Annotated in this window: 15 protein-coding genes and 1 pseudogene; 12 read left to right on the top strand and 4 right to left on the bottom strand. The window is 60.4% G+C overall.

Annotated elements, in window-relative coordinates:
• Nucleotides 1-393 precede the first annotated feature (393 nt).
• The 5 genes from adhE (at nt 394) to BN1127_RS09285 (ending at nt 8,725) form a co-directional block, all read left to right on the top strand.
• Nucleotides 394-3,069 (top strand): bifunctional acetaldehyde-CoA/alcohol dehydrogenase, encoded by a 2,676-nt coding sequence (gene adhE, locus BN1127_RS09305; protein ID WP_005326838.1) that lies wholly within the window; start codon nt 394-396, stop codon nt 3,067-3,069.
• A gap of 110 nt (nt 3,070-3,179) precedes the next feature.
• Nucleotides 3,180-4,415, top strand: coding sequence for an HD-GYP domain-containing protein (locus BN1127_RS09300; protein ID WP_042649230.1), 1,236 nt, complete (start codon nt 3,180-3,182; stop codon nt 4,413-4,415).
• Between the two features lie 353 nt (nt 4,416-4,768).
• A complete protein-coding gene (locus BN1127_RS09295; RefSeq protein WP_042649229.1) occupies nt 4,769-6,460 on the top strand; it encodes a sensor histidine kinase in 1,692 nt (563 codons plus the stop codon).
• Complete coding sequence (gene btsR, locus BN1127_RS09290; protein ID WP_042649228.1) at nt 6,457-7,161, top strand: two-component system response regulator BtsR; 705 nt, start codon at nt 6,457-6,459, stop codon at nt 7,159-7,161. Before BN1127_RS09295 ends, btsR begins: the two co-directional genes overlap by 4 nt.
• 142 nt (nt 7,162-7,303) lie before the next feature.
• Complete coding sequence (locus BN1127_RS09285; RefSeq protein WP_005326847.1) at nt 7,304-8,725, top strand: carbon starvation CstA family protein; 1,422 nt, start codon at nt 7,304-7,306, stop codon at nt 8,723-8,725.
• A 71-nt stretch (nt 8,726-8,796) separates the two neighbouring features.
• Here the strand turns inward: BN1127_RS09285 and BN1127_RS09280 are convergent, their stop codons facing one another.
• Nucleotides 8,797-10,431, bottom strand: a complete 1,635-nt coding sequence (locus BN1127_RS09280) for a mechanosensitive ion channel family protein (protein WP_042649227.1) — start codon at nt 10,429-10,431, stop codon at nt 8,797-8,799.
• Nucleotides 10,432-10,656: 225 nt separating this feature from the next.
• Here BN1127_RS09280 and BN1127_RS09275 point away from each other — a divergent pair, with 225 nt between their 5' ends.
• The 5 genes from BN1127_RS09275 (at nt 10,657) to BN1127_RS09255 (ending at nt 15,873) form a co-directional block, all read left to right on the top strand.
• Nucleotides 10,657-10,989 carry a DUF3302 domain-containing protein gene (locus BN1127_RS09275; protein ID WP_005326851.1) on the top strand — a complete coding sequence of 111 codons (333 nt, stop codon included), beginning with the start codon at nt 10,657-10,659 and terminating at the stop codon, nt 10,987-10,989.
• Nucleotides 10,990-10,999: 10 nt separating this feature from the next.
• Nucleotides 11,000-12,037, top strand: a complete 1,038-nt coding sequence (locus tag BN1127_RS09270) for an HlyD family secretion protein (RefSeq protein ID WP_042649226.1) — start codon at nt 11,000-11,002, stop codon at nt 12,035-12,037.
• 116 nt (nt 12,038-12,153) lie between these two features.
• Nucleotides 12,154-13,914, top strand: coding sequence for a DNA repair helicase RadD (locus tag BN1127_RS09265; RefSeq protein WP_042649235.1), 1,761 nt, complete (start codon nt 12,154-12,156; stop codon nt 13,912-13,914).
• 92 nt (nt 13,915-14,006) lie between these two features.
• The gene (gene dacB / locus BN1127_RS09260; protein WP_042649225.1) at nt 14,007-15,440 is read left to right on the top strand and encodes a D-alanyl-D-alanine carboxypeptidase/D-alanyl-D-alanine endopeptidase; all 1,434 of its coding nucleotides are present in this window, start codon (nt 14,007-14,009) and stop codon (nt 15,438-15,440) included.
• Nucleotides 15,441-15,615: 175 nt separating this feature from the next.
• A complete protein-coding gene (locus BN1127_RS09255; RefSeq protein WP_042649224.1) occupies nt 15,616-15,873 on the top strand; it encodes a GrxA family glutaredoxin in 258 nt (85 codons plus the stop codon).
• Nucleotides 15,874-15,933: 60 nt separating this feature from the next.
• On the opposite strand, the gene BN1127_RS09250 is transcribed toward BN1127_RS09255, so the two are convergent.
• Nucleotides 15,934-16,143 (bottom strand): DUF1653 domain-containing protein, encoded by a 210-nt coding sequence (locus tag BN1127_RS09250; protein WP_042649223.1) that lies wholly within the window; start codon nt 16,141-16,143, stop codon nt 15,934-15,936.
• A 359-nt stretch (nt 16,144-16,502) separates the two neighbouring features.
• On the opposite strand from BN1127_RS09250, the gene BN1127_RS09245 reads away from it, so the two are divergent.
• Complete coding sequence (locus tag BN1127_RS09245) at nt 16,503-17,717, top strand: pyridoxal phosphate-dependent aminotransferase (RefSeq protein ID WP_042649222.1); 1,215 nt, start codon at nt 16,503-16,505, stop codon at nt 17,715-17,717.
• A 65-nt stretch (nt 17,718-17,782) separates the two neighbouring features.
• Here the strand turns inward: BN1127_RS09245 and BN1127_RS09240 are convergent.
• Together BN1127_RS09240 and fabV are read right to left on the bottom strand one after the other, a co-directional pair.
• Nucleotides 17,783-19,255: pseudogene (locus BN1127_RS09240) on the bottom strand (YfcC family protein).
• Between the two features lie 163 nt (nt 19,256-19,418).
• The gene (gene fabV / locus BN1127_RS09235; RefSeq protein ID WP_042649221.1) at nt 19,419-20,612 is read right to left on the bottom strand and encodes an enoyl-ACP reductase FabV; all 1,194 of its coding nucleotides are present in this window, start codon (nt 20,610-20,612) and stop codon (nt 19,419-19,421) included.
• Nucleotides 20,613-20,894: 282 nt separating this feature from the next.
• On the opposite strand from fabV, the gene BN1127_RS09230 reads away from it, so the two are divergent.
• On the top strand, nt 20,895-21,338 hold the full coding sequence (locus BN1127_RS09230; RefSeq protein ID WP_042649220.1) for a DUF4124 domain-containing protein: 444 nt from the start codon (nt 20,895-20,897) through the stop codon (nt 21,336-21,338).
• Nucleotides 21,339-21,558 lie beyond the last annotated feature (220 nt).

Below are 21,558 nucleotides of genomic sequence, written 5' to 3'. Positions count from 1 at the left end.
TCACGGCCGAGAGGGTCTCCGGGGACGGCACCATGCTGGCACTCACCGACCTCTTTGCCACCACTGAAACAGCGGAGAGTGGGTGACCCGACAGCCGTCATTCGGTAGAAAAGCGCTTGTTCACCTCGTGTTCATCCCCCCGGCAATCTACTCTACAAACCCGTAACATCTGACCGTTCGGGATGGTGAAACAAAATTTCTTTTGTTCTTTTGTTACATATGATCCAGATCAATCTTTTCTTACACATCCCCGCTCTATAATTGGGTCAGAAAACAATTTAGTAAGGCATGTAAATACCCCGTTGTGGTGATTCTCTCCTTGACAGGGCGACTATAATTGCCGGGCATTGCCAAGGTCTTACTAAACAGTTTTCAAATCATCAGGAGATAAACATGGCAGTAACCAATTTGGCTGAACTGGATGCACTGGTTGCCCGCGTCAAGGAAGCCCAGCGTGAATTCGCCAGCTTCTCGCAAGAGCAGGTAGACAAAGTCTTCCGCGCCGCTGCCCTGGCCGCCAGCAACGCCCGTATCCCCCTGGCCCAGATGGCAGTGGCTGAGTCCGGCATGGGTATCATCGAAGACAAGGTCATCAAAAACCACTTCGCCTCCGAATACATCTATAACGCTTACAAAGACGAGAAGACCTGCGGCATCCTGAGCCAGGACGACGAGATGGGCACCATCACCATCGCCGAGCCGGTAGGCATCATCTGCGGTATCGTACCGACCACCAACCCGACTTCCACGGCTATCTTCAAGGCCCTCATCTCCCTGAAGACCCGCAACGCCATCATCTTCTCCCCGCACCCCCGCGCCAAGAACTCCACCAATACCGCAGCCAAGCTGGTACTGGATGCAGCCATCGCCGCCGGTGCCCCGAAGAACATCATCGGCTGGATCGACCAACCGTCCGTTGAACTGTCCAACGCCCTGATGAAGCACAACGACATCAACCTTATTCTGGCCACCGGTGGCCCGGGCATGGTGAAGGCCGCTTACTCCTCAGGCAAGCCCGCCATCGGCGTGGGTGCCGGTAACGTGCCCATCGTTATCGACGAAACCGCCGACATCAAGCGTGCCGTCGCCTCCATCCTGATGTCCAAGACCTTCGACAACGGCGTGGTCTGTGCGTCCGAGCAGGCCGTCATCGTGGTCGACTCCATCTATAACCAGGTCAAGGAGCGTTTCGCGACTCACGCCGGCTACATCCTCTCCAAGGACGAAGCCGACAAGGTGCGTAAAGTGCTGCTGATCAACGGCGCCCTGAACGCCGACATCGTGGGCCAGCCCGCCACCAAGATCGCCGCCATGGCCGGTGTGACCGTGCCTGCCACCACCAAGATCCTCATCGGTGAAGGTCTGGAGCTGTGTGCAGAGGACGAGTTCGCTCACGAGAAACTCTCCCCGACCCTGGGGATGTTCCGCGCCAAGAACTTCGAAGAAGCCGTCGAAATGGCCTGCGACATGGTCAACATCGGTGGTATCGGCCACACCTCCGGCCTCTACACCGACCAGGATCGCAACGCCGACCGCATCAAGTACTTCGGCGACAAGATGAAGACTGCCCGTATCCTCATCAACACCCCCTCCACCCAGGGCGGTATCGGTGACCTGTACAACTTCGCGCTCGCCCCGTCCCTGACCCTGGGTTGCGGCTCCTGGAGTGGTAACTCCATCTCCGAGAACGTCGGTCCCAAGCACCTGATCAACAAGAAGACAGTCGCAAAACGGGCAGAAAATATGTTGTGGCACAAACTTCCGAAATCCATCTACTTCCGTCGTGGTTCCCTGCCGATCGCCCTGGGCGACCTGGAAGGTAAGAAGCGCGCCATGGTGGTCACCGACCGTTTCCTGTTCAACAACGGCTATGCCGATGAAGTGGTTCGTCTGCTCAAGAAGCTGAACATGGAAGTGGAAATCTTCTACGAAGTGGAAGCCGACCCCACCCTGTCCGTGGTTCGCAAGGGCGCCGAGATGGCGAACTCCTTCAAGCCGGACGTGATCGTCGCCCTGGGTGGTGGTTCACCCATGGATGCCGCCAAGATCATGTGGGTCATGTACGAGCACCCGGACACCGCGTTCGAAGACCTGGCCATGCGCTTCATGGACATCCGCAAGCGTATCTACAAGTTCCCGAAAATGGGCGTGAAGGCCGAACTGGTCTGCATCACCACCACCTCAGGTACCGGTTCTGAAGTGACCCCGTTTGCGGTCGTGACTGACGACGCCACCGGCATGAAGTACCCGCTGGCCGACTACGAGCTGACCCCGAACATGGCCATCGTGGATGCCAACCTGGTCATGGGCATGCCCAAATCCCTGTGCGCCTTCGGCGGTATCGATGCCGTGACCCACGCCATGGAAGCCTATGTGTCCGTGCTGGCCAACGAGTACTCCGACGGTCAGGCGCTGCAAGCCCTGAAACTGCTCAAAGAGTATCTGCCCTCCAGCTACCAGAACGGTGCCAACGACCCGGTTGCCCGCGAGAAGGTGCATAACGCCGCCACCATCGCCGGTATCGCGTTCGCCAACGCCTTCCTGGGTGTGTGCCACTCCATGGCCCACAAGCTGGGTGCCGAGTTCCACATCCCGCACGGCCTGGCCAACGCCCTGCTGATCAGCAACGTCATCCGCTACAACGCGAACGACAACCCGACCAAGCAGACTGCGTTCTCCCAGTACGACCGTCCGCAGGCTCGTCGTCGCTACGCCGAAGTGGCCGACCATCTGGGTCTGACCGCAGCCGGTGACCGCACCGCGGCCAAGATTGAGAAGCTGCTGACCTGGCTGGACGAGCTGAAAGCGACTCTGGGCATCCCGGCCTCCATCCGTGAAGCCGGCGTGAACGAGACCGACTTCCTGGCCAAGGTTGACCAGCTGGCGCTGGAAGCCTTCGATGACCAGTGCACCGGCGCCAACCCGCGCTACCCGCTGATCACCGAGCTAAAAGCCATCCTGATGGACACCTACTACGGCCGTCCCTTCATCGAGGAAGCTCAGGTGGCGACCAAGGTTGAGGTCAAAGTCGACGCCAAGGTAGACAGCAAGAAAAAATCCAAGGCCTGATAACCGGTCCGGATGACAAGAGCCCGCGCACATGCGCGGGCTTTTTTGTTTGTCTATCTGTTTAATTTTGCTAGCTTGTTGATAGGCAAATTCGACAGAAGAGCGAGTCTATGGCGCTGATACAGGCCTCCATCGAGCAGTTGAAAATCGGCCATTACATCCATCTCCCCACGGGATGGACCAACCACCCTTTCATGTTCAATGCCTTCAAGATCCGCGACCAGCAGCAGCTCGACATCCTCCGTCACCTCGAACTCACCCTGCTGATGGTGGATCCCGACAAGAGCGATCTCCCCGTCGAGCCCCTCCTGCGTGCAGAGCCAGCCCCTTCATTTGAGCTCGGTGCGACGCAAGATGCCTCCCCCCTTCCGACCAAATCCGCATTCGACGAGAAGGCCTTTCGCCGCTCCCTGCGTACCGCCGACAAGGCATTCGGCCAATCCCTGTCAGATCTTCGTGACGCCCTCGGCGCCCTCAATCTCAAGCCCGACGAGGGGCTGGCCAACACCGCCCAGATGGTGCGCATCGTCGCCACTCGCCTCGCCGACCATCAGGGACCTCTGGGTTTGCACCTCATCCGCAGCCAGCACACGGACATCCTGCTGCAACACAGCCTGAGCGTGGCCTTCATCGCCATGCTGATGGCAAGGGAGCTCGGCATGAGCCATATCGAGATCGAGGAGGCTGGCCTGGCCGGCCTGCTGCACGATATCGGCGAGCTCAAGATCCCGAGCCAGATCACCCAGAAACGGGGAGAACTCAGCAAGGCGGAGCTCAATTTTCTCAACATGCATCCCCAGTACGGGCTGGAGATGCTCAACCAGCTGCAGGCCTTCGAACCCAGGATCCGCGAGGTTGCCCATCTCCACCACGAGCGGCTGGACGGCAGCGGCTTTCCCCTCGGTATCCAGGGTGACAGGATCCCTCCCCTCGCCCGCCTCATCGGTCTGGTAGATCACTACGACGAACTGCTGCACCCGCGCAGCGGCCTCCACCCCGCGGGGCCGAGTCAGGCCATCGGCCAGCTCTACAAGTTGTCCCAGAAGAAATTCGATCAAGATCTGGTCAGATTGTTGATAAAGGTGCTGGGAGTCTATCCGCCCGGATCCTTGGTGCGTCTGGAGGATGATACAGTGGCGCTGGTGTTCTCGAGCGAACCCACCATGCCCCTCAAACCCAAGGTGCAACCCTACATCAAGGGGCAGCGCCCGGAAGCCGTGGCCATGATCGATCTGCGGGAAGATGAGAGAAGCATCATCGCCACCCTCAGGCAGGAGGAGCTGGATGAGGGGCAGCGGTTGTTTTTCCATCTAGGCCGACGCGTCTGCTACTATTTCGCCTTCTGAGTTATCCCCAGAAGCTGGGGATAACTCATTGGACAAACCTGAATAATTGCTCGAGCCCCCTCAAAACTGTCCGCCATTGGAGCTGGATAAAAAACGCCCAGCCAAAGGCCGGGCGGAGCATGCCACCTCCATGTGGCGTACCCAGCAGGCACATTCATGCTCTCTCCAGCAATATCAAGCGCCGCCCGGTTACACAAATATCAATTTAACGTGCTGATTTTATATGGTTTTATTTTTTTCATTCTGGCAAACTTCCCCCGCCATGGGGCCGAGTCCTGCAGCAAGACAGGATCTTGCTCACAGTACGCCCCGGTGGCGTTCTGGCCCGGGATGATTCTTGAGGAAGGTTTTTTATGCAATTAGTCCTCTCCCTGCTCCAGCAGATGAGCGTCAGCCTGGTGATCGCCTACCTCTTCTCCAAGAGTCCCTTGCTGCGCCCACTGGCCAACTACTCGGTCAGGCTTCCTCACAAGATACTGATATACGTTATCTTCTCCTGTTTCTGCATACTGGGCACCTATGTGGGGCTGGATATCGACGATGCCATCGCCAATACCCGTGCCGTCGGTGCCGTGCTGGGAGGACTGCTGGGAGGCCCTCTGGTGGGCTTCCTGGTGGGACTGACCGGGGGTCTGCATCGCTATACCCTGGGCGGCTTTACCGATCTCGCCTGCGCCATCTCCACCACGTGCGAGGGGCTGTTGGGCGGCCTGGTGCACTGGCGGCTGATGCAAACGAACCGGGTGGATGCGCTGTTCCAGCCCCGGATTGCCTTCTTCACCACCTTTGCGGCCGAGATCATGCAGATGCTCATCATCCTGCTGGTCGCGACCCCGTTCGACAAGTCCCTGCTGCTGGTGCGCACCATCGCCACCCCCATGATCCTCGCCAACGCCTGTGGTGCGGCACTCTTCATCAGCATGATCCGCGACCAGCAGCGAATGTACGAGAAGTTCTCCCGGGTCTTTTCGGCCAAGGCGCTCACCATAGCCAACCGTACCCTGGGGATCATGACCCAGGGCTTCACTCCCGAGGCGAGCCGCAAGATAGCCCATATCGTGCAGGAGGAGACCGGGGTCGGCGCCGTCGCCATCACGGACACCGACAAGATCCTCGCCTTCATCGGCACGGGGGAGGATCACCACAAACCGGGTACCCCCATCACGTCCGCCATCACCCTGCAGGCCATCGCCCAGAACAAAGTGCTGTTTGCCGATGGCAACCGCCACCCCTATCGCTGCAGCATCTCCCCCCAATGCCAGCTCGGCTCCGTGCTGGTGATCCCGCTGCAGGGAGACAGAGGCGTGATCGGCACCATCAAGCTCTATGAACCCAAGAAGCGGCTCTTCCTCAAGATCAACCACACCCTGGGGGAAGGGATAGCCAACCTGCTGTCACAACAGTTGCTGAGCGGGCGGCTGGAGCAGCAGCAGCGATTGCTGGTCCAGTCAGAGCTCAAGCTCGTTCAGGCGCAGATCAATCCCCATTTTCTGTTCAATACCCTCAATACCATCAGTGCCATCACCCGGCGCGACCCCGAACGGGCACGCCAGCTGTTGCTGCATCTGTCGCTGTTCTTTCGCAAGAACCTCAAGCGCCAGAACGATCTGGCCACCCTGCAGGAAGAGCAAGAGCACTGCCAATCCTATCTGGAGATAGAACAGGCACGCTTTGGCGAGCGCCTGACCGTCATCAACGAGATCCCGCCGCACCTGGCCGACGTGCAACTGCCGAGCTTCACCCTGCAGCCCCTCATCGAGAATGCCATCAAGCACGGGACCGGCTCCCTGCTCGAACAGGGACGGATCCGGCTCTTCGCCGAGGAGGACCAGGACAGTGTCACCCTCTGCGTGGAGGACAATGCCGGGGCCTGGCCACCGGGTTCACAGGGCGATGGCCTTGGCATGAGCATTGTGGACAGGCGGCTCAGGAGTGCCTTCGGTGAGCGCTTTGGCATCCGGGTGCAGTGTGAGCCTGAGCAGTGGACCCGGGTCTCGTTCACCCTTCCCAGACAGCCGCAATCCCCTGCCAAGGAGCCGACATGATCCGCACCCTGATCGTCGACGATGAACCCTATGCCCGCGAGGAGCTGGCCGAGCTGCTCGGCAGCGATCCCGACATCGAGATCCTGGGCTCGGCCGCCAATGCCATCGAAGCGCTTGGCCTCATCCAGCGGTTCAAGCCGGACGTGGTATTTCTCGACATCCAGATGCCCAAACTCAGCGGCATGGAGCTGGTGGCCATGCTCGATCCCCTGCCCCGCATCGTGTTTGTCACCGCGTTCGATGAGTACGCCATCGAGGCTTTCGAGGAGAACGCCTTCGACTATCTGCTCAAGCCAGTAGAGCCTGCCCGCCTCGCCAAGACGCTAAGCCGCCTGCGCCAGGATCTCAGCCCCCAGCCGGTGGCGGCGCTGGCGCCGGCCATTCGCCACATCCCCGGCTATCTGCACAACCGGGTGCGGCTGTTGCCCATCGAACAGGTAGAGTATGCCTTCTCGGATCTCGGCGGCGTGCACGTCGCCTGTCAGGGGGAGCTGTTTCACACCCAGCTCACCCTGAAATCCCTGGAGGAAAAGACCCCGCTGCTGCGCTGCCATCGTCAGTATCTGGTGGCCCCTGGCGCGATTTTCGAGATCCAGTTGCTGGAAAACCAGCTGGCCCAGATAGTCACGCCAAGCGGCGCCCGGGTGCCAGTCAGCCGACGCTATCTCAAGGAGCTCAAGGACGATCTGGGGCTGGAGTAAGGACGCCCGCTGTGCGCCGGATCACAGCAGGCGACCGCTCGGGTCGCCATGTCGCCGCTCACCCGCTTTTACCTTCCGTTAACAGAAGTCCCCACCTAGACTGACCGCGCACACCATAAAATAACAATGCTGGAGCGTAACAATGATCTGGTTCTTCCTCTGTGTCGGTCTGCTGGTCGCGGGCTACTTCATCTACGGCAAATTCGTCGAGCGGATATTCGGCCCGAAACCCGAACTGGCCACCCCCGCCATCACCATGGCCGATGGCGTGGACTATGTCCCCATGTCGGACAAGAAAGTCTACCTGGTTCAACTGCTCAACATCGCCGGCGTCGGCCCCATCTTCGGCCCCATACTCGGCGCCCTCTACGGCCCAGTCGCCATGCTCTGGATAGTGTTCGGCTGCATCTTTGCGGGCGCGGTACACGACTACTTCTCCGGCATGCTGTCGGTGCGCGCCAAGGGCGCCTCTGTGCCGACCGTGGTCGGTGAACACCTCGGCACTGCCGCCAAGCACTTCATGAACCTGTTCGCCGTGGTGCTGCTGATGCTGGTGGGCGTGGTCTTCGTGCTGAGTCCGGCGGGCCTCCTGGCCAACCTCACCTCCACCGACCTGGTCTACTGGATCGTGGCGATCTTTGCCTACTACATCCTCGCCACCATAGTCCCCATCGACCAGATCATTGGCCGCTTCTATCCCATCTTCGGCGCTCTGCTGGTGTTCATGTCGGTCGGTCTCATCGTCGGCCTCATCGTCTCGGGCAAGGGCTTCTATAACACCGGGATGGACTTCTCCAACCTGCACCCGACCGAGCTGCCGCTCTGGCCGCTGCTGTTCATCACCATCGCCTGCGGTGCGGTCTCGGGTTTCCACGCCACCCAGTCTCCGCTGATGGCGCGCTGCATGCAGAACGAGAAGTCCGGCCGTTTCATCTTCTACGGCGCCATGATAGGTGAAGGCATCATCGCCCTTATCTGGTGCACCCTGGGTCTCTCCTTCTACGACAGCACCGAAGCGCTCAACGCCACCATGGCCAACGGCGGCCCGGCGGCTGTGGTACACGAAGTCTCCACCAGCCTGCTCGGCACCGTCGGCGGCATCCTCGCCATCCTGGGCGTGGTGATCCTGCCCATCACCTCGGGTGACACCGCGTTTCGCAGTGCCCGCCTCATCGTGGCAGACTTCCTGAAGATGACCCAGAAGCCGCTGGCCAAGCGTCTGCTGATCGCCATACCCATGTTCATCCTCGGCTTCATCATCTCCAAGGCCGAGTTCGGGGTGATCTGGCGCTACTTCGGCTGGGCCAACCAGACCACGGCCGTCATCATGCTGTGGGCTGCGGCTGCCTACCTCATCAAGGAGGGCAAGCTGCACTGGATCTGCACCATCCCCGCCATCTTCATGACCGCCGTGGTGATCACCTACCTGGCCAACGCCCCCATCGGTTTCGGGCTGGCGATGAACGTATCCACCATCATCGGTCTGGTGAGCACAGCCCTGATCACCCTGGCCTTCCTGATAAAGTTCAGGCCCTCCCAGCTGAGGGAAGCCAAGGAGAGCTGAGTTCCGAAACTGACTCTTCCCCATGACAAGAGGCCCGGCATTGCTGCCGGGCCTCTTCATTTTCCAGGGGCTTACCCTTTGCTGGTCGCCCCGGGCCCCTCGGCAGGCGCCTGGTACCAGTGCTCCCTGGCCACCAGCACCGCCTGCTCCGGCTGGGCAATGAAGTTGGGGGACATGATCTGCACTCCAAACTCGTTGAACACATCCTGGATATGCCCGTGAAGCTCCGTCTTGACCACGGCAGGCAGCAAGCCGTCTTTCATCCGTACCTGCAGCTCATATTCCACGTACCAGTCCTGCAGATTCAACTGACGCACAAGAGGCGGCTCGTCCTGGTTGAGCTGGGTGCAGCGCCGGGCCGCCAGCTCCAGCATGGCATGCACCTGGCGCCAGGGCGCATCGTAGCCGATGGTCACCTTGGTCAGCAGTGCAACCCCCTTCTCCCCCGCCAGCCGGGTCAGGTTCACCACCTTGCCCCCCACCACCACGGCGTTGGGCAGGGTCACCTCATGATCCTGACGGGTCACCAGCTTGGTGGAGAGGGCATTGAGCTCGCTCACCATCCCCTCCACCTCGCCAATCTGCACCAGATCGCCGGGTCGCAGGGCACGAGAGTAGATGAGCACCAAGCCACTCATGGCATGGTTCATGATTCCCGCCGATCCCAGGGTCACCATCAGGCCAAAGAAGACGCTGATCCCCTTGAAGGCGTCGGAGTCGGCACCGGGCAGATAGGGGTAGGCCACCGTCAGGGCAAACAGCCAGATCACCACGGAGAGTAGCCGCCGGGTGGCCCCAATGGTCTCGGCGTGCAACCCCTGCACACGAAACTGTCCCTGCTCGATGCGATCGAAGAGAATGGCCAGCATCCGGATGAAGAAGCGGGTGATGGCGACAATCAACAGCACGGTCACCAGGCCGGGCATGGCCGCAATCATGCCCTCCAGCATGTCGCCGCACAGAGTAAACAGGGAGTCACCCAGTTGCTCGCTCCAGGCCCGGGTATGGGGGAAGAGGCCGAGCACATAGGTGAGCCAGCCATAGGTGAGCATGAAGAGCAGCAGCAGGGTCAGGAGGCCGAGCAAGCGGACCTCCACGTTGCCCGCTACTTGACGCCACTGGTGGGGGATCAATCCCTTCTGCAGCAGCAGGCGATTGGCGAGCCACTTCCTGATCCGCCGATGCCCCCATTGCAGCGACCAGATGAGGCCGAAGAAGATCACGCTGGCCAGGAGCGCCATGCCGCCAGCCTTCACCAGATAGGGGGTCGAGTGTAACTCAAGGTATTTGAGGCGTACCCTGTCGAGCCGCTGCCGGACAAGCTCGCTAGCCTGCTCCAGCGTCAGCTCGTCGAGAGCCTCCAGGTCGCCTTCCACCAGCACCAGGATCCGCTTGCCGTTGACCATAAACTCCCGCGTTTCCTGACCTTGCCGGCTGCCTTTGAGAACGGTGATAGGAGGGATCAGGTCGGCGGGATCCAGACGCTGGATCCGTTCATGGGTCAATCGGACCCTGGCCGCTCCGTCCAGGCGGCCAAACTTGGCCTGGAGCATGACGATGGGTTCGTGAAGCAACACCAGTGTCTGTGCCTTCTCCTGCTCGGTTGGCTCCAGCCTTGGCTCTGCTGCCCACGGCCTGCCAATCAACGTGATATTGAACAACAGCAACACCGCCAACCAGCGGCTTATCCTGCATCGCCTCTCCATCGCACCACCCTTTTATGCTACGAGACATACGAATCTCTTTCCTGATTGATTTTATAGAAGGAAATTCATGGCGCATGATAAATAACCAAGCGTTTAACCGAGCCTGTACCGGAATATCAACTCCCCGGTTGCACTATTGCACTCAGCTAATATGCTGTCATCATGGCCGGATGCCTTGTCTAGACGAAACAAGGCATTACCTCGCGACTAAGATGGGAGAAATCGATGGTACTTGATTACATTGCCCTGGGAATATTGGTGTTCGTCGTCTTGGTCATGTTCTACGGGATCATCGTCATCCACGACATTCCGTATGAGATTGCCAAACATCGCAATCATCCCCACCAGGATGCTATTCACGTGGCCGGCTGGGTCAGCCTGTTCACACTGCATGTGCTCTGGCCTTTCCTCTGGATCTGGGCCACTGTGTATCGTCCCGATCGCGGCTGGGGCTTCAATCAACGATTGCAGAAAGACGAAGATGAGATCAACGCGCTCAAGCAAGAGCTTGCCGCCCTGCAGGCCCGCATGACCACGCTCGAACAGACCGACAAATAGGTAATCTTTCATGGACTTGCTACTTATCCTCACCTATACGGCCATCTGTGTAGGGATATTCAAGATCTTCAAGATCCCGCTCAACAAGTGGACTGTACCGACTGCCGTGCTCGGCGGTGTCTTCATCATCGGCGCCCTCATCGTCCTGATGAACTACAACCACCCCTATTCCGAGCTGGCGCGCAATTACTACGTCTCCACCCCCGTCGTTCCCCTGGTCAAGGGTCGCGTGATCGAGGTGCCGGTCAAGGCCAACCAGCCAGTCAAGCAGGGTGATGTGCTGTTTCGCCTCGATGCGGTGCCCTTCCAGGAGAAAGTCGCCAGCCTGACCGCACGGCTCGCCTCCAACAAGGATTTCCTCAAAGCCCTCGATGCCAGACTGCGCTCCGCCAGCCTGGACCGGGATCGTGCTCAGGAGCTGATGCGTCGCGGCATCGGCAAGCAGCGGGATCTCGACGTGACCCAGGCCAACGTGGACGACATCGTCGCCCAGATTGACCAGCAGAAGGCGTCGCTGGATGACTTGAGCGCCCAGCTCAACATCGCCAAGTACGAGCTGGCTCAGACCGTGGTCTATGCCCCGAGCGACGGCCACGTGGTGCAGCTGGCGCTGCGTCCGGGCATGATCGCTACCCCCTTCATGTATCGCCCCGTGATGACCTTCATCCATGAAGATGAAAATGCCTACGTCGGCTGGTTCTGGCAAAACAGCATGCAGCGGCTCAAGGATGGCGATGAGGCCGAGGTGGTACTGGACGGTATCCCAGGCAAGATATTCAAGGCCAGGGTGCTGTCGGTGATCCCCGCCATGGCACCGGGCAACATCCAGGCCCAGGCAGGTCTCATCGATCAGACCACAGCCCAGGTACCGGGCCGCCTGTCCATCATCCTTGAGATCACCGACCCCGAGTGGGCCAAGTATCAGGTGATCGCGGGCTCCAGCGGCCAGGCCGCCATCTACACCGAGCATGTCCACCATGTGGCCATCATGCGCAAGATCCTGATGCGCATGGGTAGCTGGCTCAATTACCTGTTCCCCTTCCACTAAGCGCGCCTTGGTGGTACCTGCGGGCCGGCAATCATGCCGGCCCGCTGTTTTTGTGGCCCCAAGATCCCTATAATGGCGCCATCCTGCGCCGCACCATGTCCAAACACCACCCCCTCATGTTCGTTCTCAGACCCTATCAAACCGACGCCGTCAACGCCGTGATCAGCCACTTTCGCAAGCACCCAGATCCCGCCGTGGTGGTGCTGCCCACCGGGGCGGGCAAGAGTCTGGTGATCGCCGAGCTGGCCCGCAAGGCCCGTGGCCGGGTGCTGGTGCTGGCCCATGTCAAGGAGCTGGTGGAGCAGAACCACGCCAAGTACGAGGCCTGGGGGCTCAAGGCCGACATCTTTGCCGCCGGGCTCGCCCGCAAGGAGGCGAGCGCCCAGGTGGTGTTCGGCTCGGTGCAATCGGTGGCGCGCAATCTGGATGCCTTCGACGGCGCCTTCTCGCTGCTCATCATCGACGAGTGTCACCGGGTCTCGCTCGATGACGACAGCCAGTACCATCAGGTGTTAGGCCACCTCAAGGCCGCCAATCCGGCCCTCAAGATCCTCGGTCTCACCGCCACGCCCTATCGGCTGGGGCTGGGCTGGATCTACCGGCGCCACTACCACGGCATGGTCAAGAGCCACGGCGAGCGGCTGTTTGGCGACTGCGTATTCGAGCTGCCGCTGCGTTTCATGGTCAAAAATGGTTACCTGACGCCACCGCGCATGATCGATGCCCCCATAGTCCACTACGACTTCAGCAAGCTGGTGGCGCGGGAGAACGGTCTGTTCAGCGAGGCAGAACTCAATGGCGAGCTCAAACGCCAGCAGCGGGTCACCCCCCATATCCTGAACCAGGTGCTGGAGTATGCCCGCGAGCGCCAGGGGGTGATGATCTTCGCCGCCACCGTCGAACACGCCCGGGAAATTCAGGGGCTGCTGCAGGCAAAAGCCCAGACGGCGGCCCTCGTCACCGGCGAGACGCCGGGGCCGGAGCGCGATGCCCTCATCCATGCCTTCAAGGGGCGAGAGATCAAGTTTCTGGTCAACGTGGCGGTGCTCACCACCGGTTTCGACGCCCCTCACGTCGATCTCATCGTGATGCTGCGCCCCACGGAATCGGTGTCCCTCTATCAGCAGATCGTGGGCCGGGGCCTGCGCCTCTCGCCGGGCAAGACCGATTGCCTGGTACTCGACTATGCAGGCAACAACTTCAACCTGTTCGCCCCCGAGGTGGGGGAGCCCAGACCCCACGCCGGCACAGAGCCGGTACAGGTGCCCTGCCCCGCCTGCGGCTTTGCCAACACCTTCTGGGGCAAGACCGACGAGGAGGGCAAGGTGATCGAGCACTACGGCCGCCGCTGTCAGGGACTGTTTGAAGATGACGAGGGCCACCGCGAGGAGTGCGACTACCGCTTCCGCGCCAAGATCTGTCCCGCCTGCGGCGCCGAAAACGACATCGCCGCCCGCCGCTGCCAGAGCTGCGATCAGTTGCTGGTGGATCCTGACGACAAGCTCAAGGAAGCGCTCAATCTCAAGGACTGCATGGTGATCCGCTGTGCGGGACTCACCCTCACCGCAGGGCGCGGCAAACAGGGGGAACGGCTGGAGGTGACCTACCACGACGAGGACGGTCTCACCCTGACGGAGTACTTCGCCTTTCATACCAGCGGCGCACGACGCTTGTTTCAACAACGCTTTGTGCGTCATCATTGGCCCGCCCCGGGCCTGGAGCCCGAATTCACCACCCTGGCGAGCGTGCTGGCCGTATCGAACCAGTTTCGTCACCCGGATTTCGTCATCGCCCGCAAGTCTGGGCGTTTCTGGCAGGTGAAGGAGAAAATTTTTGACTATGAAGGGCGGTACCGCACTGCCAACTCACTCGCCTAGCCACATCGTCTGGCGGGCAAATGACAGTAACCAGATTTGATTATCAGGGGCGCATCGCACTGCCAGCGCCCTTCGTTCAGTTAGAGGATCCTATGCAGCGGCTGTTGATTGGTTTTTGTGCTCTCTTTTCTCTGGTGGCCCAGGCCACCCCGCTGACCCCGCCCAAGGGGGGCCAGTACGCCGTCATCGTCCAGGGCAACAACGGGGTGGAGTTTGCCCGTCACGCTGACGACATGATAGCCCCCGCCTCCACCATGAAGGTGCTGACCGCCCTGGCCGCCCGGCTCGAGCTCGGCGCCGACTTCCGCTTCGCCACCGATATTCAGGCCCAGCCCGGCGCCAAACAGGGTGACACCATCAACGGCGACATCTGGATCAACTTCGTCGGCGACCCCACCCTGTCGCGGATGGATCTGGTGGCCCTGTTCAAGCAGCTCGGCGTCACCAGCATCCAGGGCAACGTCTACGTCAACACCGGCGCCTACAACGGCTATGAGCGTGGCAACGGCTGGTCCTGGGGGGATCAGACCCTCTGCTTCGCGGCTCCCGTCTCGGCCGTCATCATCGACAAGAACTGTGCCTACGGCACCGTCACCGCCACCCAGATTGGCAAGCCTGCCGTGGGCAACGTTGCCACCGGCGTCCCCATCGGCATCGGCGCCGACAACGTGGAGGTGATGAGCTATGGCGACATGGCGCGTCAGTTCTGCGCCCTGGAAGTGGACATGGCCAAGGGCAACTTCTACGAACTCAAGGGCTGCATTACCCCGAACAAGGAGCCGCAGGGCCTGCGCTTTGCAATCCACGATGTGGAAGCCTGGGGCTGGGACAACATCCGCTGGGCCATGAACCGCGCCGGGATCAGCCACGACGGCCTGCTACGGGTCACCCATCAGGCTCCGGTTGGCGCCGATACCCTGGCCACCCACTACTCGGTCTCCCTGCCGGTGATGCTTGCCAAGATGCTGAAGAAATCCGACAACCTCTACGCCGATACCTTCCTCAAAACCGTGGGTCGTCACTACTACAACAAGCCGGGCAGCTATCGCAGCGGCACCATGGCGGTGCGCGCCATCCTGACCAAGCACGGCATCGATCTGGGCAACGCCACCCTGGCCGACGGCTCCGGTCTCTCCGCCCACAACCTCATCAGCGCACGCCAGATGCTGTCGGTGCTCCACTTCATCCAGACGAACGACGCCGAGCTCGACTTCATCAAGTTGCTGCCAAGCTCCCAGGTGGACGGCACCCTGGCCTGGCGACGCAGCGTCACCGCGCCAATGATGAAGAACAAGGTGCACGCCAAGACGGGCACCATCACGGGCACCTCCAACCTGGCCGGTTTCATCGACACCGCGGGTGGCCAGCGCAAGGCGTTTGTCATGTTCCAGCGCGGCCTCTCCCAGGATCCGGCGACCCACGAGCGCTACCGCGCCAGCAAGGCCGCCTGGCCCTGGACCGTCTTCGAAAAGGGTGTGCTGGAGAGCATCTATCAGCAGCAGCCCATCCAGATCGCCGAACAGTAAAGGGATGCCCGGGAAACCTCTATCTGAGGCAGTTCGAACAGATGGCCGGGTAGAGCTCCCGGGCAATCGAGCACGGCGAATGGACGTATCGAAATTTTCAGCTTTGACTGGCCAGGAGCCGAGGCTATGCTGTCGCCAGCCTCGTCTCAACGGCCTTATCTAACGGAGAGAAAAGATGTTTGTAGAAATTTTTGGTCGCCCGGGTTGCCCTTATTGCGTTCGTGCCAAGCAGGTTGCCGAGCAGCTGACCGAGGAGCGCGATGATTTCGAGTTCCGCTATGTGGACATCAACGTCGCCGGTCTTACCAAGGACGATCTCGCCGCCAAGGCGGGCAAGCCCGTCACCACGGTGCCGCAGATCTTCCTGGACGAGCAGCACATAGGTGGTTGCACCGATTTCGAAGCCTATGCCAGAGCCAATCTGGCTCTGTAAGACAGTTTTCCCAATGCAAAAGGCGCCTCAGGCGCCTTTTTTCATGGCAACGAGCCAGGCTCACGCCACCGGCGTGAAGCGGCTCACCACCTGCCCTTGATACTCGATCCACTCCATGAACATGGCGACCGGGCGGGCATAGACCTGACCATCCTGCTCGGATTGGTAGACAACCAGCTGTTCCTCGGTTTCGGTGTGCAGGGCCAGGGCGAGCACTTGATAGTAACCCCCTTTGAAGTGGCGGTAGCGACCGGTGGCGGGTGCGTGCATGAAGAGCCTCGATGACAGGATGAAAAGACGCCCTGAGCTGCGCGCGTACTAGGCCGTCAGCAGGGGTTGGAGCAGATTTTTACCCCAGCCAATCGTGCCAGATGAGGTGGATAATTCAATACACTCTTACTGGTTTATGAACCTCGCCCTCATCTTTCACTAGTCTCTCGCGAGAGAGGCAAACGATCCTGCTGAATTTAACAGACTGGCAACCCTGTTTCAGGGGTAAATATCAGGGATTTATTCCATAAATTAGATTGTTCTAGCATTCAATTCTGTGAAGAATAGGGGTAGAGAAATTTGATACTAAAAAAAGCTTTTCTGCCAACGCGCCCCCAGGGGAAGGAATCACGCTCACCATGTTCACTATCGACAAGTCGCACAAGCTCGACGATGTCTGCTATGACATTCGCGGCCCGGTGCATAAAGAGGCCCGCCGTCTCGAGGACGAAGGCCACCGCATCATCAAGCTCAACATCGGCAACCCGGCCCCGTTCGGCTTCGATGCGCCGGAAGAGATCATCAAGGATGTGATCCTCAACATGCCCCAGAGCCAGGGCTACTGCGACTCCAAAGGACTCTTCTCGGCCCGCAAGGCGGTGATGCAGTACTACCAGCAAAAGGGGATGCGCAAGGTCGACATCGACGACATCTACATCGGCAATGGCGCCAGCGAACTCATCGTCATGGCCATGCAGGCGCTGCTCAACAACGGCGACGAGATGCTGGTGCCCTCCCCCGACTACCCGCTGTGGACCGCCGCCGTCACCCTCTCCGGTGGCCATGCGGTGCATTACCGCTGCGATGAGGGGGCCGACTGGCATCCGGATCTGGACGATATCCGCGCCCGCATCACCCCGCGTACCCGCGGCCTGGTGCTGATCAACCCGAACAACCCGACCGGCGCCGTCTACGGCAGCGAATTTCAGCTGGAACTGATCGAGATAGCCCGCCAGCACAATCTCATCATCTTCGCCGACGAGATCTACGACAAGATCCTCTACGACGACATCTCCCACACCAGCGTCTGCACCCAGTGTGACGACGTCATGGTGGTGACCTTCAACGGTCTCTCCAAGGCCTACCGTGCCTGCGGCTTCCGTCAGGGCTGGATGGTCATCACCGGTCCCAAGGGCCGTGCCAAGGGCTACATCGAGGGGCTGGAGATGCTGGCCTCCATGCGGCTCTGTGCCAACGTGCCCATGCAGCACGCCATCCAGACCGCCCTGGGTGGCTATCAGAGCATCAACGAGCTGATCCTGCCGGGCGGTCGCCTGCGCCGTCAGCGGGACAAGGCCTGGGAGCTCTTGAACGAAATCCCCGGCGTCTCCTGCGTCAAGCCCAAAGGGGCGCTCTACATGTTCCCGCGTCTGGATCCCAAGGTGTATGACATCCGCGACGACCAGAAGATGGTGTTCGATCTGTTGCAGCAGGAGAAGCTCTTGCTGGTGCAGGGCACCGGCTTCAACTGGCCGGCGCCGGATCACTTCCGGCTGGTATTCCTGCCCCGGGAAGAGGAGCTGGAAGAGGCCATCGGCCGCCTCGCCCGCTTCCTCAAGAGCTACAAGCAGTAAGCCCCACTCATGAGAAAGGCTCCCTCGGGAGCCTTTTTGTTATCTGTCGTTTTTTATCCGTGCCATCAGCCTTGCAGCAGGGCGCCAGCCACCAGCACCCCCATGGTGATGAGAGCGACGCCCAGGATAAAGGGCAGTACCCAGCGCACGAAGCGATCGTAGGGGATCCTGGCGAGCGCCAACCCCGCCACCAGGTGGGCGGCGGTGGGAGCGAACAGGTTGATCCAGCCGGAGGCAGACTGATAGGCGGTGATCACCAGATCCCGCGAGATGCCGGAGAAGTCCGCCAGCGGCCCCATCAGCGGCATGGAGACGGTCGCCAGCCCCGAGGTGGAGGGAATAAAAAAGCTCAGGATGATGTGCACCAGATAGGCCATCAGGATGAAGACCGACGACAGCCCGCTCACCAGACCCTCGGCCCAGTGCAATATGGTGTCGATGATGACGCCCTGCTCCATCACCACATAAATGCCCCGCGCCACCGCGACCACCAGGGCTACCCCGATGAGATCCCGTGCCCCGTTGAGGAAGGTCGCCACATAGCTGGACTCCGGCATCCGGTTAATGATCGCAATCAGAATGGAGGCGCTGAAGAACAGGGTGGAGAGCTCATCGAACTACCAGCCTAAGGTAGGCAGCAGATCGATGCCCAGATCCGACCAGGGCACCACGGCATAGATCATCAGCAGGAAGGTGCCGAAGAAGACCAGCATGGTGAGCTTCTGCTTGCCGGTGAAGGCGAGATTGCCGCTCTTCATCTGGGAAAACTCGTCGTCATAGACGATGTCGGCCAGCACGGAGCGGGACTTGTCCTGCTGCACCTGCTTGGCGTAGCGCATCACGAACCAGGAGGCGAAGATCACCAGCAGCAGCCACTGGATGACCCGCAGGCCAATCCCCTCACCGATGGGAATGCCGGCAAAACCGGAGGCGATGCCGGTGGCAAACGGGTTGACGGTGGAGGCCAGCACCCCGACCCCGGAGCCGAGCAAGATGATCCCCGCCGCCACCATGCGATCGAAGCCAGCGGCCATCATCACCGGCACGATGAGCGCCCAGAAGGCCACCGTCTCCTCCGCCATGCCGAAGGTGGAGCCACCGAGGGCGAATAAAGCGATCAGCACAGGAATAAGCAGCCGCTCGCGCCCGGCGAAGGCGCGCACTATGGCCCCCACCCCGGCATCGAGCGCCCCGCTCTGCATGGTCACCGCCAGAAAGCCGCCGATGATGAGCACGAACAGCGCCACATCGGCTGCCTTGTGAAAGCCCTGGATCGGTGCCTTGAGCACCTCGAACACCCCCTGCGGTTGGGAGGGGAGCTCGGTGTAGCTGCCGGGCACCGGCAGCAGCCGCTCGTCGCCGCTGTAGTCGGCCACGGCCGCCGCCGCAACAGGCTGCTGGGTCTTGGCGGTCAGGTAGTTGTATTTTCCCGCCGGCAGCACCCAGGTGAGGGCCGCCATCAAGGCGATGATGATGAAAAGCAGGGTATAGACAGTGGGGAGTTGGCGCTTCTTGGGCGCCGCGGTTGATGTGGTCATAGCTTCCGTACCTCGGCAATGCCGTCATGTGATCCAAACAGCGCAAGCCTAGAGGGTTTGATATGGGAAAAAGGTGATCGTGGATAATAAAATTCCGCAACATGGCGGGATTTTTGCCAAAAAAACAGGGCCCCGCAGGGCCCTGTTTTCACTTGAGTCAGGCTCAGAGCTCGACCACGTCGAAGGTCACATCCGGATTCACATCCGCATCGTAATCGACTTCGTCCAGACCGAAACCGAACAGGCGCAGGAACTCCTGCTTGTAGCCGGCGTAGTCGGTGAGCTCGGACAGGTTCTCCGTGGTGATGGAGGGCCAGAGATCGCGGCAGGTCTGCTGCACGTCTTCACGCAGTTCCCAGTCATCCATGCGGATACGGGCCTGCTCGTCCAGCGCCAGATCAGCGCCGTACAGGCGGGTACGCAGCATGCGATCCACCTGCTCCATGCAGCCTTCGTGGATGCCCTTCTCCTTCATGATCTTGAAGGCCATGGAGATGTAGAGCGGCATCACCGGAATGGCTGAAGAGGCCTGGGTCACCACGGATTTCAGCACGGCCACGTGGGCAGTGCCGCCCTTGGCGGCCAGATCGCCACGGATGGCGGAGGCGGCGCGGTCCAGATCTTCCTTGGCGCGGCCCAGGGTACCATGCCAGTAGATGGGCCAGGTCAGATCGGTGCCGATGTAGGAGTAGGCCACGGACTTGGCGCCGTCGGCCAGCACGCCCGCATCACGCAGGGCAGCCATCCACAGCTCCCAATCCTGACCGCCCATGACGGTGATGGTGCTCTGGATCTCTTCCTCATTCGCCGGCTCGACGGTGGCGGTGATGATCTGATCCTTGTTGGTGTCGATGGCAGTGGAGGTGTAGACCTCACCGATGGGTTTCAGCGCGGAGCGCACTACTTCACCGGTATCCGGCATCTTGCGTACCGGGGAGGCCAGGGAGTAGACCACCAGATCGATTTGACCCAAATCCTGCTTGATGAGCTCGATCACCTTGGCGCGGCACTCGTGGGAGAAGGCGTCACCATTCACGCTCTTGGCGTAGAGGCCGGCCTCTTTGGCAGCCTTGTCGAAGGCGGCGGAGTTGTACCAGCCGGCGGAGCCCGTCTTGGTCTCGGAGCTCGGCTTTTCGAAGAAGACGCCAATGGTGGCGGCGCCGCTACCGAAGGCAGTGGCAATCCGGGAGGCCAGACCATAACCGGTGGAGGCGCCGATCACCAGTACCTTCTTGGGGCCATTCTCGATGGAGCCCTTGGCCTGGGTGTAAGCAATCTGGCGACGAACATTGGCTTCACAACCGACCGGATGAGTGGTGGTGCAGATAAAGCCGCGAACCTTGGGTTTGATAATCATATGGGGTCTCGACACCGTTAAATGGATGAAATCGTGGCATAAGATACCTCATTGTGACCCGCTATGGTGCTCTGATGTGTTGAACTGCGGGGAAAACGACCAGGATGCCACCGATTTTAGCGACAATGACCACCCAACGGGCGGGTTGCATGACCCCCAGTGGCACACCGGGGGGATCGGCTCGCCCCATGACGACATCCTGGCGGGAGTCGATGGCACTGGTCGATTGTCTGGTCAGGCGCCATGTACTAATGTGCAAAGGAAGGATCCAAGGAGGAGCCTATGTCACGCGTGCTGATCATCTCACTTGGCTGCCTGGTTGCCGCTACTACTCTGGTCGCCCGGGCCGATGTCTATCAATGTACCCGCAACGGCAATATCACCTTCAGCGACATCCCCTGCACCGGTGACAGCGAGCCGGTGCGGATGAATGTCTTCATCCCCTCGGCCGAGGAGGTCGAACGGGCAAACAAGCGGACCCGGGATATCGAGGAGAACCTGGCCAGCAGTCGGCAGCAGCGCCAGCTTGAGGCCCTGCACCCCGAGATGGGCGCCAAGGATCAGAAGATGAACCCCGAGATGACCAGATTCAGCGAGGGCCAATCAGACTCCACCACTTCCGAGACTGGCGAAACCCGACGCCTGGATGTGCCGGCTGTGACGCGTCAGTATCAAGACGAGATGGAGGCGCTGAACAAGCGTCTCTCCACCCTCAAGGAAAAATAAGCGCACAGTCCTCCAGCCCGGGTTCATAAGGATGCTGCTACCCCGGGAATATTGCGCTTCGCCGGTGGAAGAAGGTTATCAAGGGGAACAAGAGGGCGTATGCGGTTATTTCCCACACACTTCATACTGATTCATCGTCTATTTCAGCCGCCCCGACGACCACCAATCCACCTTCCCCCTCCAGCCGATATCCCGGCGCCTCGCGAATTCAACTTCGAAG

Source organism: Aeromonas media (genome assembly GCF_000819985.1).
Classification (GTDB): domain Bacteria; phylum Pseudomonadota; class Gammaproteobacteria; order Enterobacterales; family Aeromonadaceae; genus Aeromonas; species Aeromonas media.
This window is presented reverse-complemented; position numbering and strand designations above follow the sequence as displayed.